Source organism: Streptomyces sp. NPDC091287 (genome assembly GCF_044768525.1).
Taxonomy (GTDB): domain Bacteria; phylum Actinomycetota; class Actinomycetes; order Streptomycetales; family Streptomycetaceae; genus Streptomyces.
In genome coordinates this window covers 46,470-60,146 of sequence record NZ_JBIVUV010000022.1, presented here as the reverse complement: position 1 = coordinate 60,146, position 13,677 = coordinate 46,470, and the positions used below count along the sequence as shown (strand labels likewise).

The window sequence follows — 13,677 nt, the reverse complement described above, 5'->3', positions numbered from 1 at the left end:
GCACCCGTGCCGATGACGAGCCCCGGTGGCCCTATGCGGCCCGCCGGGGCTCCTTGAGGATCTCCGTCAGCGCTGCGATGCTCTGCGTCCCGTAACCGGCCTCCACGGCCCGCTCCAGCAGCTCGTGGAACGGCTTGTGCCACTCCACGTCGAGGCCCGCCTCCTTCCCGAGCTCCGCATCGTGCGCGGCCCCGGCCACGAAGACGTTCACCGACGAGAGCGGTTCGCTGTAGTCGCCGCTGTCGATCTCCCGGGCCAGCACGGGCAGCACCGAAGCGATCATCTGGAACCACTGTTCGCTGAACCGCACCATCGAAGCCGCCTCCAGGCCACGCGCCCGCAGCGCCGCCGCCCCCTGGAAGAAGCCGACGAGGGCAGGCAGCAGCGTGCCGCCCACCGCCATTTCGTACAGCGCGGCGAGGTCCGGGTCGGCACCGAGATACACGGTGTCCCCACCCAGCACCCGCAGTACCGGCTCGTGCGCGGAGAAGACCGTGGCATCGCCGCTGTAGTAGAGGAGCGTGTCCCCGGCGCCCACCGCCGGCGGTACGTTCTTGATCGCACCGCCGAGGTAGCGTGCGCCGTGCCCTCGCACCCACTCCGCCGTGCGGCGGGCGCCGGCCGGGGACCCGCTGTTGAGGGTCACGAGGTCCCGGCCCTTCAGCGCGGCGGCCGCCGGCTCCAGGGCCTCGATGGTGTCCTCGTACGTCGTCAGGCAGGTGATCACCAGCGGGCCGGCCGCGACGGCTTCCGCCACTGTCTCCGGATGCGCGGCGCCCTGGGCGACGAGCGGGGCAGCCCGCGACGCGGTTCTGTTCCACACCGTGGTCGGGTGTCCCGCCGCTATGAAGGCCGCCGCCAGTGCGCTACCCATCGCGCCCAGGCCGATGACGGTCACGGGCGTCCGGTGCTTGTGCTGGTGCTGGTGCTGGTTGTGCGTGGACATCTTCCGCTCCTGTTCCGGGAGTTGGGGGGAATGCGGAGGGCCCGTTGGTCCCGGGCTCCGGCGATCTCCATGCTGTGACGGCACGATAGATTGCACAAGTACCGACATTTTTGTTCGGTACCCACACTCTTGTCAGTGGGAGAGGTCATGCCGAAGTACACCTGCGGATTCGACGCCGCCATCGCCGTCATGGGCGGAAAATGGAAAGGGCTGATCCTCTTCTGGCTCGGCGAGGAAGAGCGTTTGCGCTTCGGGGAGTTGCGGCGGACGGTCGCCGGAATCAGCGAGCGGATGCTGACGCTGCAACTGCGCGAGCTGGAGGCGGCCGGGCTCGTCCACCGAGAGGTGCACGAGCAGGTGCCGCCCAAGGTGGAGTACTCGCTGACCGGCTTCGGCCGTTCACTGGTCGCCGCGCTGATGCCGCTCGGCGAGTGGGGCGAGGAGCACATGGAGCACCTCGAAAACCTGCCGTGACCTGCCGTGACCGGCCGCGGCAGGCACGCAGGCACGCAGGCACGCAGGCACGCAGGCACTCAGCCTTCGGGGTAGAAGACGAAGAGCGTGCAGCCCGAGGTCGTCTGCGGGATGTGCGACGAGCCGGCGGGAGCGTGGATGAACGAGCCTGCGGGATAGTCCCGTTGGCCGTCGTTGAAGACACCGGAGACCACGAAGACCTCTTCCGGCCCCGGTTCGTGGACGTCGACGCCCTCCCAGCACGTGTGCGGATCCATCTCCAGCAGCTGTGCCTTCGCGCCGTTCCCGCCGCTCCACAGGGGGCGCAGGCGAATGCCGGGGAAGATCTCCTGCGTGGGCGCGTCGTGCACCGCGGACCAGACATAGCCGGGCAGCTGCCCGCCCGCTTGCGCCGAAGTGCCTTCTGCCTGCGTCTTCTGTGCCTTTCGTGGCTTCTGTTTCGTCATGGGGCAAGCCTCGTCGACCGCCGACGTCCCGCCCAGTGTCTCGATTGACGTTCTCCGGTACTTTCCTGCCATGCACCGTGTAGCGGCACTCGTCCACGCACCCCAGTCGACCTTCGAACTGGCCTGCGCCGCTGAGGTGTTCGGCATCACGCGGCGCGAGTTGCCCACCCGCTACAGCTTCGGCGTATGCACCGAGAACCCGGGCCCTGTCGCCACGCGCGCGGGATACGACATGCTCGTCACGGAAAGCCTTGACGCCCTGGACCGGGCGGCCACAGTGATCGTCCCTGGCTGGCTGCCCACCGACGAACCCCCGTCGCCCGCTGTCGTACGGGCTCTGCGCCGTGCCCACGAGCGCGGCGCACGCGTGGTCAGCATCTGCTCCGGCGCATTCGCCCTGGCACACGCCGGTCTGCTCGACGGCCGCTCGGCGACCACTCATTGGGCGCTGGCGGACGAGTTCGCCGCGCGGTTCCCGGCCGTCCGCCTCGATCCGGACGTGCTGTACGTGGACCACGGCGATGTCGCCACGAGCGCGGGCGCCGGGGCCGGAATCGATCTGTGCCTGCACCTGGTACGGGCCGATCAGGGAGCCGAGTACGCCGCGCACGTCTCCCGGAACATGGTCATGCCGCCGCACCGCGAAGGCGGTCAACTGCAGTACGCCGCGCCGCCCCACCCCTCCCAGGTCGACGGCTCGCTCGCGCCGCTCGTCGAGTGGGCGACGGGCCGCCTCGACGAACCCCTCGCCGTCGAGGACCTGGCCGTACACGCCGGCTGCTCCGCTCGAACCCTGGCCCGTCGCTTCACCGAGCAGCTCGGCACCAGCCCGGGACGGTGGCTGCTCGCACAACGGGTCATCGCGGCCCGGGAGCTGCTGGAATCCTCCGACCTCCCGGTGGACACCGTCGCCCGCCGCGTCGGGCTCTCCTCGGCCACCAACCTCCGCAGACGTTTCCTCGACGCCCTGGGCACGACACCGGGCGCCTACCGCCGGGCGTTTCGGGCGGAGCCGAGCTGACAGCCTCCTGGATGTCGCCGGCTCGGCGCTTTCGCTGCCAGAGGGCGACCAACCCGCCCCTGGTGTGTTCCCAAGTGTTGGTCGCGATCAGGCCGACGAACGGCACGCCCGCGCGGTCAGCGGTCAGATAGCGGTGGGCGGATCGAGCGGGGCGATCTCCCACTCGGAGAACGCCTCACCGGCACCGCTGCGGAAGCACTCAAACATCAGGGATGTCCGCCTTTGCTGCGATGAGCATCCTGCGGGGGATGACCACGAGGCGCTCATCGGGACTGATGGAGACTCCGTCCGGCAGGCGCGCCCCCAGGGAGCCGGTGAGATCGCGTCCGATTACAGCGATGTCACCGTTCTCCAGCTCCCAGATATCCGGGCATTCGGGTCCGGTGCTGGTGGCGCGCAGTTCCAGTGCCGACTTTCCGAGACGTCTCTTGAAGCCGGTGTCAGGATCAGCTTCCCAGGGTCTGCCCATGCTGCTGCCCTCCCCTCCCGAGTGGCTCGCTTACCAGTGACCACCACGTCAATTCCGGTGTCAAGCAGGCTATTCGGCCTGATTGGAAGAGCTGTGGGGACAGGGGACCCGCCGGGGGACGGATGTTCACCCCGTCCCGTCGGCCCGGGCTGTCAGATGATGGTCGGGATCGTCTCGTCGCGCTTGGTCGACCAGTTGGTGACGATCGGCTTGTCCACGGTGGCCGTGTCGGGGAGCTCGACCTGGGCGGGGTCGGGGTCCTCCTCCGTGGTGGCGATGATGACGTGCTCGAACTGCTTGCCGCCCTCGCCCTCCGTGGTCTTGACCTTGATGCCGGCGTACGCGACGGAGGAGCCGGAGAGCTTGATCGGGTCTTCGCCGCCCTGGCCGACGGGCGAGGCGACACCTTCGGCTCCGGAGCCGAAGGGGACGCTGGGGGTGTTGACGTCCAGATAGCAGGTGATGCCGGACTTGGCCTTGGCGGTGAGCAGGTAGTGGCTGATCGGCTGGGCTTCCCACGTCACGGTGAAGTCGAGGTCGTTGGTGCCGCAGGACTGGCCATAGCCGCTCTTGTCGCCGGTGTCGGCTTCGCCCTGGTCGCCGGTGCCGCTGCTGGACTGGGAGCCGCTCGCCGCGGTGCTCTCGCCGCCGGTGGCGCTGTCGCCGGAGGGGGCCTCGTCCTTGGCGCCGTCGGCGGGGGAGGAAGCGGCGGTGGGGGCGGCCGCGCCGTTCTCCGTGGGGTCCTCGGGCCCGCAGGCGGTGGTGGCGGCGAGGGCTGTCACGGCTGCGGCGGCGTTCTGTCTCAGCAAATCAGTTCCATGAAAGGGGGGTTGGATGTGCGACACAGAACTCTTCGCGGGGCTTGTTCGGGAACCGGAAACGACGAGGGCGGTGCCCCGCGCGGGGGAGGCGGTTCGTTCTGGCGGTTGATGTCGCACGGCTCTGCCGGTGTGATGTTCGGGTCATGGAGGCCGAGGCAGTTACGGGGACAGGTTCCGAGGCGAGTACGAGGGCGCTTCGGCGCGCGTGGTGGCAACGATGGCCGAGCCGGGTGGACCGGGCCACGACCGTCTGGGCGGTGGCGTACGCGGGCTTCGGCCTGGTGTGCGTGCTGCGGGGAACGCCGCTGTTCTCCATGGGCGGCACCCCGGCCTCCCCGGCGCTGAACTGGGCGGTCGTGGTGGTGGGGATGCTGGCCGCGGCGGTCTCCGGCGCGGTGACGCGGTACGGGGTGCGGCCGGGCCTGCGCGCACTGCTCTGGGTGACCTGCGTACTGGCCGGGTTCGCCGCGTTCGGCCTGCTGATGGACGTCATCACGCTGGTGTTCGGCCAAGGGGTGGACAGCGCGTCGGCCGCCGCGAACCACGGCCTGGCGGCGACCGGGTGCGTGCTGCTCGCGACCACTGCCCGGACCGTCGGCGGCCCGGGTGCCGCTACCGCCGCGATCGTCGCGGCCGCCCCGCCGGCCCCGTCCGCTGCCGCCCGGTCGGTGCAACTCGCCCCCTGTGCGGGCACGGTGGCGTTCCTGCCCTACGTGGCGATGAAGCTCGTATGGGTGTCAGGCGGCACCTTCGCCGGGGTCACCGGCGAGCAGATGCTCGCGATCTCCGAGCGCAACGGAGCGTCGGGGGTCTGGCTCACCCTGGAGTCCTGGGGCCTGGACGTCACCGTACTGCTGGCCGCGCTCGGCGTCTTCCTGCTGTGGGGGCTGGTCCGGCCGTGGGGCCAGGTCTACCCGCGCTGGACACTGTGGCTGCGCGGCAGGCGCGTCCCCCGCGGGCTGCCGCTCGTCCCGGCCCTGGTGGGTGCCGCCACCCTGGCCCCGTACGGGGTGCTCGGCGCCGGCTACCTGGCTCTGGCCACGGCCGGTGTGTTCACGGTGCGCCAGGGCGACTTCCCCTCGCCCGGCGACGCGCTGCTGGTCGGTTGGATCGGCATGGTCGCGTTCGGCGTCTACGGATGCGCCCTGATCGCCGCCACCCGCTCGTACTGGGGCCGCACCCGCCCTGTGAGCCGGATCACGGCCGTCCGTGGCGCGGACCGGGCCCCGGCCGGTGGTTAGGATGGATGGGCTCGGCCCCGTGGTCGAGGTGGTCGGACCCCGCCTTCCGGTGTCTGGTCCGAGGCTTGAAACCTCCGGCGCTCATCTGGACAGAACCCCGGAGGTTTCTTCATGTCTGTCCCCCTGCCTTCCCAGCCCTCCGCACCCGATCCCCGCCGATGGTGGGCGCTCGCGGTGATCGCCCTGACGCAGCTGGTGGTCGTGCTCGACGCGACCATCGTCAACGTGGCCCTGCCCCAGGCCCAGATCGAACTGGAGCTGAGCGACACCGAGCGGCAGTGGGTCATCACCGCCTACGTCCTGGCGTTCGGCGCGCTGCTGCTGCTCGGCGGACGCGTCGCCGACTACTGGGGGCGCAAGCGCAGCTACATGGTCGGGATGCTCGGGTTCGGCGCCGCCTCCGTCTGGGGCGGACTCGCGCAGAGCGGGACCGAGCTGATCGCGGCGCGCGGTCTCCAGGGTGCCTTCGCGGCGCTGCTGGCCCCCGCCGCACTCGCGCTGCTGACGGTCACGTTCCCGGCCGGGCGGGAGCGCGGAACGGCGTTCGCGGTCTTCGGCACCGTCGCCGGCACCGGTGCCGCGGTGGGCCTGGCGCTGGGCGGCGTCCTGACCGAGTACGCCGACTGGCGGTGGTGCCTGCTGGTCAACATCGTCTTCGCCGTCGTCGGCCTGATCGGCGCGCTGCTGTTCGTCTCCGAGAGCCGCGTCGAGGGCGACAACCGGTACGACATCTGGGGCACCCTGGCCGTCACCCTCGGCCTGGCCGCCCTGGTCTACGGGTTCACCCTGGCCGAGTCCGGATGGACCGAGCCGGACACCGTCGGCTTCCTCGCCGCCGGCCTGGTGCTGCTCGCGGTGTTCGTGTGGATCGAGTCCCGCGTCGCGCTGCCGCTGCTGCCGCTGCGGGTCGTGCGTGACCGCGCCCGGGCCGGAGCGTTCCTCATCCAGGCGGCCATCGGCGCCGTCTACATCGGGATGACCCTCTACCTGATGTTCCACCTCCAGATCGTGCTCGGGCTCTCCCCGCTGCTCGCCGGACTCGCGAGTCTCGCGATGACCTTCGCGACCATGATCACCGCACCCGTGGCCGCCAGGCTGCTGCCCACCCGGGGGCCGCGTGTCCTGATGACCGGTGGGCCGTTGATCGCCGCGGCCGGGATGCTGTGGCTGACCTTCATCACGGCCGACGGAAGCTACTGGACAGAGGTCTTCGGCGGCCTTGTGGTCGTGGGCATCGGGATCGCGTTCGTGATCATCCCGGTGCAGAACGTCGCGCTCGCCGGCGTCGGCCACCACGACGCCGGCGCGGCATCGGCCCTGGTCAACTCCGCCATGCAGATCGGCGGCTGCGTGGGCCTGTCGGTGTTCACCACGATCTACCTCGGTGCCGTCGAGCGGTCCGCCCCGGACGGCTCCGGCCGGGCGACCGCGACCGCCCTCACCGAGGGTTACTCCGCGGTGTTCCTCGCCACTGCCGTCACCCTGGTGGTCGCGGCGGTCGTCGCCGCGACCATGCTCCGGGGGCCGCGCTCCTCTGTCACCCCGCCGCAGCTCGCCGAGGTTCCGGTCCACGTCGGCTGATCGCTGTCCCCGCCCCCGCCCCCGTCCTCGTTCGCAGGGGCTGAGGCTGGTGCTGCCATGGGTGCTGACGCTGCCGTGCCGGAGCATTCCGAGGGCGGGGGCCCCTGCTCCCCTCAGCCCGACGCTGTTCGATCGGTCCCGTCCGGCCGCCGTGACGACCTGGACCGGCTTCCCCACGCGTCGGCGGCCACGACCAGGCACACGGCCACCAGGACCACGTTCTTGACGACGTACTGCCCTTCCATGGTCGGCGCGGGGGAGTGGGGCTGCCACATCGCGTCGGGGAGGAGGACGAGGGTCGAGAACACGCCGCCCATGTGGAGGAAGAACACGACGAGGGCGGGGCGCAGCAGGCGGCCGCCCGCGATCAGACCGATCCCGATGGCCGTCTCCAGTGCCGCGAGGGAGAGCAGCAGCACCGTCTCCGGTACGAGGCCCAGGGTCATCTTCGTGGCCGCGTCGACGGCCAGTTGCTCCGCGGGGCTGGCCGAGGGGAACAGCTTCAGGACGCCGAAGCCGAGGAAGACGATCCCGACGGTCACCCTCAACAGGACGAGGGCGCGCGCGTTGACGTGGTCGGCCAGCCGTTGAAGGGCGGCTCGGGCGCCGGCTGTCGCCGGGCGTTCGCGGCCGAACCCGCTTGTGTGGGACGGAGGTTCAGGTGCGCTGCCGGGCGGGGGAAGACTCGGCTCGGCGGTGTGGCTCCTCATGTGCGATCTCCCGCTGTGTCCGTGGGGGTGGGAAAGCGTGCATGGGCGGTCCGCGCGGGTACGCGGGCGCCTGTGGGGCGTTTGCGGGAAGCGTCAGCTCTTGTCGCTTCGGCGCACGGGGTGACGGGCCTCTCGCTGGTGCCCCGGGGTTCTCCTCGGCTGGAGGATCTGACGGATCTGACGGATCTGACGGATCTGGAGGGTTCGGAAGGTGAGGTCGAACGCGCCTGGCCGGGTACGTGGGCGAGGCAGGGGCGGCTCGTGACCACCACCGCCGACTGCCTCTCAGTGCTTGGTCTAGACCATACGGATGGGGGTCCGGAGGTCAAGAGGCGTACGGAGCGGCCGCTGCCGGAGGCAACGGATTCGCGCCAAGTTGCATCAGGGCGAAGGGTGTTGGGCGGTGGCGCGCACGGCGCCCGGAGATCGGCCGCGCAGACGATCGGAGCCGACCGTGCCGGCGGGGCCGCCGCCCGGCTCACCGGCCCGGACGGGCTCCGGTCCCCTCCTCGGCTGAGCAGCCTCGTTCTCCCGGCGCCGGGCCCCGTTGCGTTCCGGGGGCGCGGGTCGGGCCGTACTCCCACGGCCTCTTCGGGCCATGCGGGTGCTCCGCCGCCCTCCGGACCGGCTACCCGCCGGTGCGGGGGACTTCACCGGTGATTCATCCGGCCGAAAGTCGTCCGGCCGATTCCGGGAGAAAACTCTCACCGCCCGTACTGTTCGGCCGGGCACACCGCCCGCAGGTCCCGCGCGCACCCCGAGCAGCCCCCGGACACGCGTCGGGGCCCGGAGCGCATGCCGCTCCGAGCCCCTACGTAACCCGTAACCCGTACCCGTAACCCGTGACCGGCAGGCAGCAGGCGGCCGTCAGCCGCCCGGCCCGCCCCCGGTTCAGCGCTCCAGGCCGCCCCGCGCGATGACCTCCGCGTACCACCGCGCGCTGTCCTTCGCCGTGCGGCGCTGGGACGCGAAGTCCACGTGCACGATGCCGAACCGCTTGCTGTAGCCGTACGCCCACTCGAAGTTGTCCAGCAACGACCACAGGAAGTACCCGCGCACGTCCACCCCGTCCGCGATCGCCCGGTGCACCGCCGCCAGGTGGGCGTTCAGGTACGCCACCCGCTCCGGGTCGTGGACCGCGCCCTCCGGGTCGGCGTAGTCGTCGTAGGCCGCGCCGTTCTCCGTCACCAGCAGCGGCACGGCCGGGAGTTCGTCGCGGAGGCGGGTCAGCAGCTCGTACAGGCCGTTCGCGTCGACCGGCCAGTCCATCGCGGTGCGCGGGCCGGCCGCCGGGGTGAACGCCACGTGCTGTTCCGCGCCCGCCCACGGCGACGGGGACTCCGACGCGCCCGTCGAAACCACGCTGGGGGAGTAGTAGTTGATGCCCAGCGAGTCGATCGGAGTCGACGTCACCTCCAGGTCGCCGTCCCGGACGAACGACCAGTCCGTCACCTCCGCCGTGTCCTCGACCAGGTCCTGCGGCAGCCGGCCGTGGAAGACCGGGTCCAGGAAGATCCGGTTCGCCACCGCGTCGATCCGGCGCACCGCGTCCCGGTCCGCCTCCGTGTCCGTCAGCGGGCGCAGCGCGTGGAGGTTCAGGGTGAGGGAGATCTCGGCGGTGTCCGGCAGGAGGTCGCGCAGGACGCGGGCGCCCGCGCCGTGTGCCAGGTTCAGGTGGTGGGCGGCGCGCAGGGCCGCGAGGTCGCTGGTCCGGCCGGGGGCGTGGACCCCGTTCCCGTACCCGAGGAACGCCGCGCACCAGGGCTCGTTGAGCGTCGTCCAGGTCGGCACCCGGTCGCCCAGCGCCCCGGCCACCAGGCCCGCGTACTCCGCGAACCGGTGCGCCGTGTCCCGCTCCGGCCAGCCGCCCGCGTCCTCCAGCTCCTGCGGCAGGTCCCAGTGGTAGAGCGTGGCGACCGGTCTGATCCCGGCCGCCAGCAGCTCGTCCACCAGACGGCGGTAGAAGTCCAGGCCCCGCTCCACGGCCGGGCCCCGGCCGGTCGGCTGCACCCGGGGCCAGGAGACGGAGAACCGGTAGTCGGTGACGCCCAGTTCCTTCATCAGGCGCACGTCGTCCGGCATCCGGTGCAGATGGTCGGCGGCGATGTCACCGGTGTCGCCGTTGCGCACCTTGCCGGGCGTCCGGCTGAAGGTGTCCCAGATGGACGGCGTACGGCCGTCCTCGGTGGCTCCGCCCTCGATCTGATAGGCGGCGGTGGCGGTCCCCCAGCGGAACGCGGTGGGGAAGCGGAGCTCCGCCACGGTGTCGGGGCGGGGACCCGCGGAGTTCGCCGGACGGGCATCGACAGCGGTCATGGACTGACACTCCAGAGGTGAGGGAGGGGCGGAGGAGGGTCCCGCGGGGAGGGGCGGTGAGTGGTGGAGGGGCTCGCGAGTAAGCCCGCGGGCGGGGCCGGGGCGGCGTACGGCGTCAGCCCTTGACCGCGCCCTGCATGATGCCGCCGACGATCTGCCGGCCCAGCAGGCCGAAGACCAGCAGCACGGGCAGCGTGCCGAGCAGCGTGCCGGCCATGATCACCGACTGGTCGTTGACGTAACCGCCGCCGAGCTGACGCAGCGCGACCTGCACGGTCGGCTCCTGCGACGACAGCGCGATGATCGGCCAGAAGAAGTCGTTCCACGCCGTCATGAACGTGAGCATCCCGAGCACCGCCATCCCCGGCCGCGCGATCGGGATCACGATCGACCAGAAGATCCGGGCCGTCGACGCCCCGTCCACCCGGGCCGCCTCGATCAGCTCGTCCGGCAGCGACTGCACCAGGTACTGGCGCATGAAGAACACCCCGAACGCCGAGACCAGGCCCGGCAGGATCACCGCCTGGAGCTGGTTCACCCACTGGAGCTCGGCGATCAGCATGAAGAGCGGGATCACACCGAGCTGCGGCGGGATCATCATCGTCCCGATCGTCAGCGTCAGCAGCGCGCCCCGGCCCCGGAACTTCAGCTTGGCGAAGGCGAATCCGGCCAGCGTGCAGCACAGGACCGTGCCGAGCGTGATCGAGCCGGACACGATCAGCGAGTTGAGCAGGGCCTTGCCGATGTCGGCCTCTTCGAGGACCGCGTCGAAGTTCTTGATGAGGTTCGGTCCGGGCAGCAGGCTCGGCGGCACCTGCGCCAGGTCCGCGTTGGACCGGCTGGCCGCGACGATCGTCCAGTAGAACGGGAACGCGGAGATCAGCAGCGCGAAGCCGAGGATGAGGTAGGAGAGCCAGCCGCCCTTCATCGTCCGGCCCGCCCCGCCGCCCCCCTTACGCAGCCGCTTGCGCGGCGGGTCCTGCGGCGGGCGGCCCTTCCCGGGCGCGGTCGGCGGTGCGGCGAGCGCGGTCATCGGCCGGCCTCCTTGCGTGCGCGGCGGCGCACGAGCAGGGCGTTGGCCCCGACGAGCACCACGATCAGGACGAACATCACCCAGGCGATGGCCGCGGCCCGGCCCAGGTGGAAGAAGCCCCAGCCCTGCTCGTACATGTACAGGCCGAGGGTCTGGTACTGGTGCGAGATGCCGCCGGAGATCGATCCTTCGAACAGCAGCGGCTCGCCGAAGAGCTGGGTCGCGCCGATCGTCGAGATGATCACCGTGAAGACGATCGTGGGTCGGAGCCCGGGGAGCGTGACGTGGATGAACTGCCGCCAGCGCGACGCCCCGTCCATCTCCGCCGCCTCGTACAGCTCGTGCGGGATCGACTGCATGCCCGCCAGATAGATCAGCGCGTTGTACCCGGTCCAGCGCCAGATCACGATGCTGGAGACCGCGATCTGCGAGGCGACCGTGCCGGTCTGCCAGTCCACCGGATCGAAGCCGACCAGCCCGATCACGTAGTTGATCAGCCCGAAGTCCCGGCCGAAGAGCTGCGCGAAGACGAGCGTGGCCGCGGCCACCGACGTGGCGTACGGGAGCAGGATCGCCGTCCGGATGAAGGTCCGACCGCGCAGCTTGTAGTTGAGCAGGTGCGCGAGGCCGAGCGCCATCGCGAGCTGCGGGACCGTGGACAGCACGCCGATCGTGAACGTGTTGCGCAGCGAGATCCAGAAGTACTCGTCGGTGAACAGCGCCGTGTAGTTGGCGATGCCCCGCCACTCCATCTCGCCGCTCGTCTGGAGCTCGACCCGGTAGAGCGAGACGAACGCCGTGTAGAGGAGCGGGAAGAGCCCGAAGGCCAGGAACAGGGTGAAGAAGGGGGCGATATAGGCGTACGGGGAGGCCTTGCGCCAGGTGCGCCGGAGGGCGGCGGCCCGGCCGTCGTCGGGGCCGGGCCCGGTTCCGGACGGGCGAGGCCCGGCCTTCGCGGTGGCGGTGAGGGACACGGTGCGGCCCTTCGGGATCGGGAGCGGGCGGGGGCGGAGGAGAGGCGGGCGGAGAGGTGCGGGGGTGGGGCCGGCCCGTCCGCCGCGCGCGGTCGGGGAGAGGGACGGGGCGGGGCCGGTCCATCCGCCGTGCGCGGGCGGAGAGGGACGGGGGTGGGGCCGGCCCGTCCGCCGTGTGCGCGGGCGGACCGGCCCTGACCGGCGGGGGGAGAGGCGGTGGGGCGGTGGGGCGGTGAGCGGCGTCAGCCGATCACGTTGTCCACGCCCTTCTTCGCCGTCTGCCACGCCTTGTCCGACGACGCCCCCTTGCGCTCGACCTCGCTCAGCGCGTTCGTGATCTGCTGCATCACGTTCTGGTCGTGCACACCCAGCACTTGGACGGGGGACTCCTTGGCCGCCTCACCGAAGATCTGGCCGATCGGGGCGCCCGAGAAGTACTCGTCCTTCGCGCCCGCGATCGTCTCGATGGCGCCCGTCGAGGACGGGAAGTTGCCCTGCTTCTGGAAGACCTTCGCCTGCTGCTCGGGGGCGGTCAGCCACTCGATCAGCTTGTACGCCTCCTCCTTGTGCTTGGCCGCACGCGGGATGGAGAGGTACGAGCCGCCCCAGTTGCCCGCGCCGCCGGGGAGCTTCGCGATGTCCCACTTGCCCTTGCCCGCGTCGCCGGCCTGGCCCTTGACGTAACCGAGCATCCAGGCCGGGCACGGGATCGTCGCGAACGAACCGGCCGCGAACGCCTGGTTCCACTGCGGGGACCACTGGTCCAGCTTGGCGCTCAGGCCCGCCTCGGCCGCCGCCACGGAGGTGTCCCAGGCTTCCTTGACCGCCGGGTTCTTCTCGTAGATCAGCTCGCCGGAGGCGTCGTAGTACCGCTCCTTCTCCTGGCCGATCATGATCCCGTAGAGCGAGCTGACGCTGTCCAGCCAGGCGCTCTTGGCGGGGGCCTTCTTCTTGTACTGCTTGCCCAGCTCCAGGTAGCCGTCCCAGGTGGCCCACCTCGATGCGAGCTCCTCGCGGTCCGTGGGCAGCCCGGCCTGCTTGAAGAGGTCGGTGCGGTAGCACATCGCCTCGGGGCCGACGTCCGTGCCGAGGCCGAGGATCTTGCCGTCCTTGGTGGTCGCCGCCGACCACTTGGCCTCCGCGAACTCGCCCTTGAGCTTGTCGGCCCCGAACTCCTTCAGGTCCTGGAACTTGTCGGACTGCTGCTGGGTGACCGAGGCGATGCGGCCCACCTCGACGCCCTGCACGTCGGCGAGACCGCCGCCGCCCGCGAGCCGGGTCTGGAGCGACTTCCAGTAGTCCGCCTCGTCCTGGGTGTCGCTCTGCTTGATCGTGATGTCCGGGTTGAGCTTCTGGTACTCCTCGTACAGCCCGGCCTCCTTGAAGCCGAAGGATCCGAAGAGGTCGACGTTGAGCGTGACCTTTCCGCCCGCGCTGTCGGAGGAGTCCGACGAGTCGCTGGATCCACAGGCGGCGAGGAGCGCCCCGGCGAGGACGACAGCGCCGAGGCGGGCGGTGGCTCGCTTGGCGGCTCGGGCGATGGGCATGGGAAGCCTCCCTTGGCTTCGGGATGAACCGAGCGCCTTGAGAGCGCTCTCAAAACCTGCGTCTGGAGCGTCCCCCACCACCCCCGCCCCGTCAAGAC

General features: G+C 71.0%; 13 protein-coding genes. 4 read left to right on the top strand and 9 right to left on the bottom strand.

Translation table 11 applies throughout. The annotated features are described in order from the left end of the window. Positions 1-31: 31 nt before the first annotated feature. Positions 32-946, bottom strand: coding sequence for an NAD(P)-dependent oxidoreductase (locus tag ACIQRW_RS31820; RefSeq protein WP_403766917.1), 915 nt, complete (start codon positions 944-946; stop codon positions 32-34). A gap of 147 nt (positions 947-1,093) precedes the next feature. On the opposite strand from ACIQRW_RS31820, the gene ACIQRW_RS31815 reads away from it, so the two are divergent. Continuing rightward, positions 1,094-1,420: a winged helix-turn-helix transcriptional regulator gene (locus ACIQRW_RS31815; protein WP_403766914.1), complete on the top strand. Its 327-nt coding sequence runs from the start codon at positions 1,094-1,096 to the stop codon at positions 1,418-1,420. 59 nt (positions 1,421-1,479) lie between these two features. Here the strand turns inward: ACIQRW_RS31815 and ACIQRW_RS31810 are convergent, their stop codons facing one another. Beyond that, positions 1,480-1,866 carry a cupin domain-containing protein gene (locus tag ACIQRW_RS31810; protein WP_403766911.1) on the bottom strand — a complete coding sequence of 129 codons (387 nt, stop codon included), beginning with the start codon at positions 1,864-1,866 and terminating at the stop codon, positions 1,480-1,482. 70 nt (positions 1,867-1,936) lie between these two features. On the opposite strand from ACIQRW_RS31810, the gene ACIQRW_RS31805 reads away from it, so the two are divergent. Next, positions 1,937-2,887 carry a GlxA family transcriptional regulator gene (locus ACIQRW_RS31805; protein WP_403766908.1) on the top strand — a complete coding sequence of 317 codons (951 nt, stop codon included), beginning with the start codon at positions 1,937-1,939 and terminating at the stop codon, positions 2,885-2,887. A gap of 199 nt (positions 2,888-3,086) precedes the next feature. Here the strand turns inward: ACIQRW_RS31805 and ACIQRW_RS31800 are convergent, their stop codons facing one another. Continuing rightward, positions 3,087-3,356 carry a hypothetical protein gene (locus ACIQRW_RS31800; RefSeq protein WP_403766905.1) on the bottom strand — a complete coding sequence of 90 codons (270 nt, stop codon included), beginning with the start codon at positions 3,354-3,356 and terminating at the stop codon, positions 3,087-3,089. Positions 3,357-3,508: 152 nt separating this feature from the next. Then, positions 3,509-4,165, bottom strand: coding sequence for a hypothetical protein (locus tag ACIQRW_RS31795; protein ID WP_403766902.1), 657 nt, complete (start codon positions 4,163-4,165; stop codon positions 3,509-3,511). Positions 4,166-4,407: 242 nt separating this feature from the next. Here ACIQRW_RS31795 and ACIQRW_RS31790 point away from each other — a divergent pair, with 242 nt between their 5' ends. Both ACIQRW_RS31790 and ACIQRW_RS31785 read left to right on the top strand, forming a co-directional pair. Then, on the top strand, positions 4,408-5,418 hold the full coding sequence (locus tag ACIQRW_RS31790; RefSeq protein ID WP_403766899.1) for a hypothetical protein: 1,011 nt from the start codon (positions 4,408-4,410) through the stop codon (positions 5,416-5,418). 111 nt (positions 5,419-5,529) lie between these two features. After that, positions 5,530-6,999 carry an MFS transporter gene (locus tag ACIQRW_RS31785; RefSeq protein WP_403766896.1) on the top strand — a complete coding sequence of 490 codons (1,470 nt, stop codon included), beginning with the start codon at positions 5,530-5,532 and terminating at the stop codon, positions 6,997-6,999. A 113-nt stretch (positions 7,000-7,112) separates the two neighbouring features. On the opposite strand, the gene ACIQRW_RS31780 is transcribed toward ACIQRW_RS31785, so the two are convergent. The 5 genes from ACIQRW_RS31780 to ACIQRW_RS31760 form a co-directional block, all read right to left on the bottom strand. Next, positions 7,113-7,709: a DUF417 domain-containing protein gene (locus ACIQRW_RS31780; RefSeq protein ID WP_403766893.1), complete on the bottom strand. Its 597-nt coding sequence runs from the start codon at positions 7,707-7,709 to the stop codon at positions 7,113-7,115. An 891-nt stretch (positions 7,710-8,600) separates the two neighbouring features. Next, positions 8,601-10,025, bottom strand: a complete 1,425-nt coding sequence (locus tag ACIQRW_RS31775; protein ID WP_403766890.1) for a GH1 family beta-glucosidase — start codon at positions 10,023-10,025, stop codon at positions 8,601-8,603. Between the two features lie 115 nt (positions 10,026-10,140). Further along, positions 10,141-11,058 carry a carbohydrate ABC transporter permease gene (locus ACIQRW_RS31770; RefSeq protein ID WP_403766887.1) on the bottom strand — a complete coding sequence of 306 codons (918 nt, stop codon included), beginning with the start codon at positions 11,056-11,058 and terminating at the stop codon, positions 10,141-10,143. Further along, complete coding sequence (locus ACIQRW_RS31765) at positions 11,055-12,032, bottom strand: carbohydrate ABC transporter permease (RefSeq protein WP_007452100.1); 978 nt, start codon at positions 12,030-12,032, stop codon at positions 11,055-11,057. Before ACIQRW_RS31765 ends, ACIQRW_RS31770 begins: the two co-directional genes overlap by 4 nt. A 242-nt stretch (positions 12,033-12,274) precedes the next feature. Continuing rightward, entirely contained in the window at positions 12,275-13,579 is a 1,305-nt protein-coding gene (locus tag ACIQRW_RS31760) for an ABC transporter substrate-binding protein (protein ID WP_403766883.1), read from the bottom strand. Between the last annotated feature and the right edge of the window lie 98 nt (positions 13,580-13,677).

Coding starts and splice junctions, on each gene's coding strand:
- ACIQRW_RS31780 (WP_403766893.1), bottom strand. CDS start 7,709: ATGAGGAGCCACACCGCCGAGCCGAGTCTTCCCCCGCCCGGCAGCGCA.
- ACIQRW_RS31785 (WP_403766896.1), top strand. CDS start 5,530: ATGTCTGTCCCCCTGCCTTCCCAGCCCTCCGCACCCGATCCCCGCCGA.
- ACIQRW_RS31815 (WP_403766914.1), top strand. CDS start 1,094: ATGCCGAAGTACACCTGCGGATTCGACGCCGCCATCGCCGTCATGGGC.
- ACIQRW_RS31760 (WP_403766883.1), bottom strand. CDS start 13,579: ATGCCCATCGCCCGAGCCGCCAAGCGAGCCACCGCCCGCCTCGGCGCT.
- ACIQRW_RS31770 (WP_403766887.1), bottom strand. CDS start 11,058: ATGACCGCGCTCGCCGCACCGCCGACCGCGCCCGGGAAGGGCCGCCCG.
- ACIQRW_RS31805 (WP_403766908.1), top strand. CDS start 1,937: ATGCACCGTGTAGCGGCACTCGTCCACGCACCCCAGTCGACCTTCGAA.
- ACIQRW_RS31820 (WP_403766917.1), bottom strand. CDS start 946: ATGTCCACGCACAACCAGCACCAGCACCAGCACAAGCACCGGACGCCC.
- ACIQRW_RS31810 (WP_403766911.1), bottom strand. CDS start 1,866: ATGACGAAACAGAAGCCACGAAAGGCACAGAAGACGCAGGCAGAAGGC.
- ACIQRW_RS31800 (WP_403766905.1), bottom strand. CDS start 3,356: ATGGGCAGACCCTGGGAAGCTGATCCTGACACCGGCTTCAAGAGACGT.
- ACIQRW_RS31775 (WP_403766890.1), bottom strand. CDS start 10,025: ATGACCGCTGTCGATGCCCGTCCGGCGAACTCCGCGGGTCCCCGCCCC.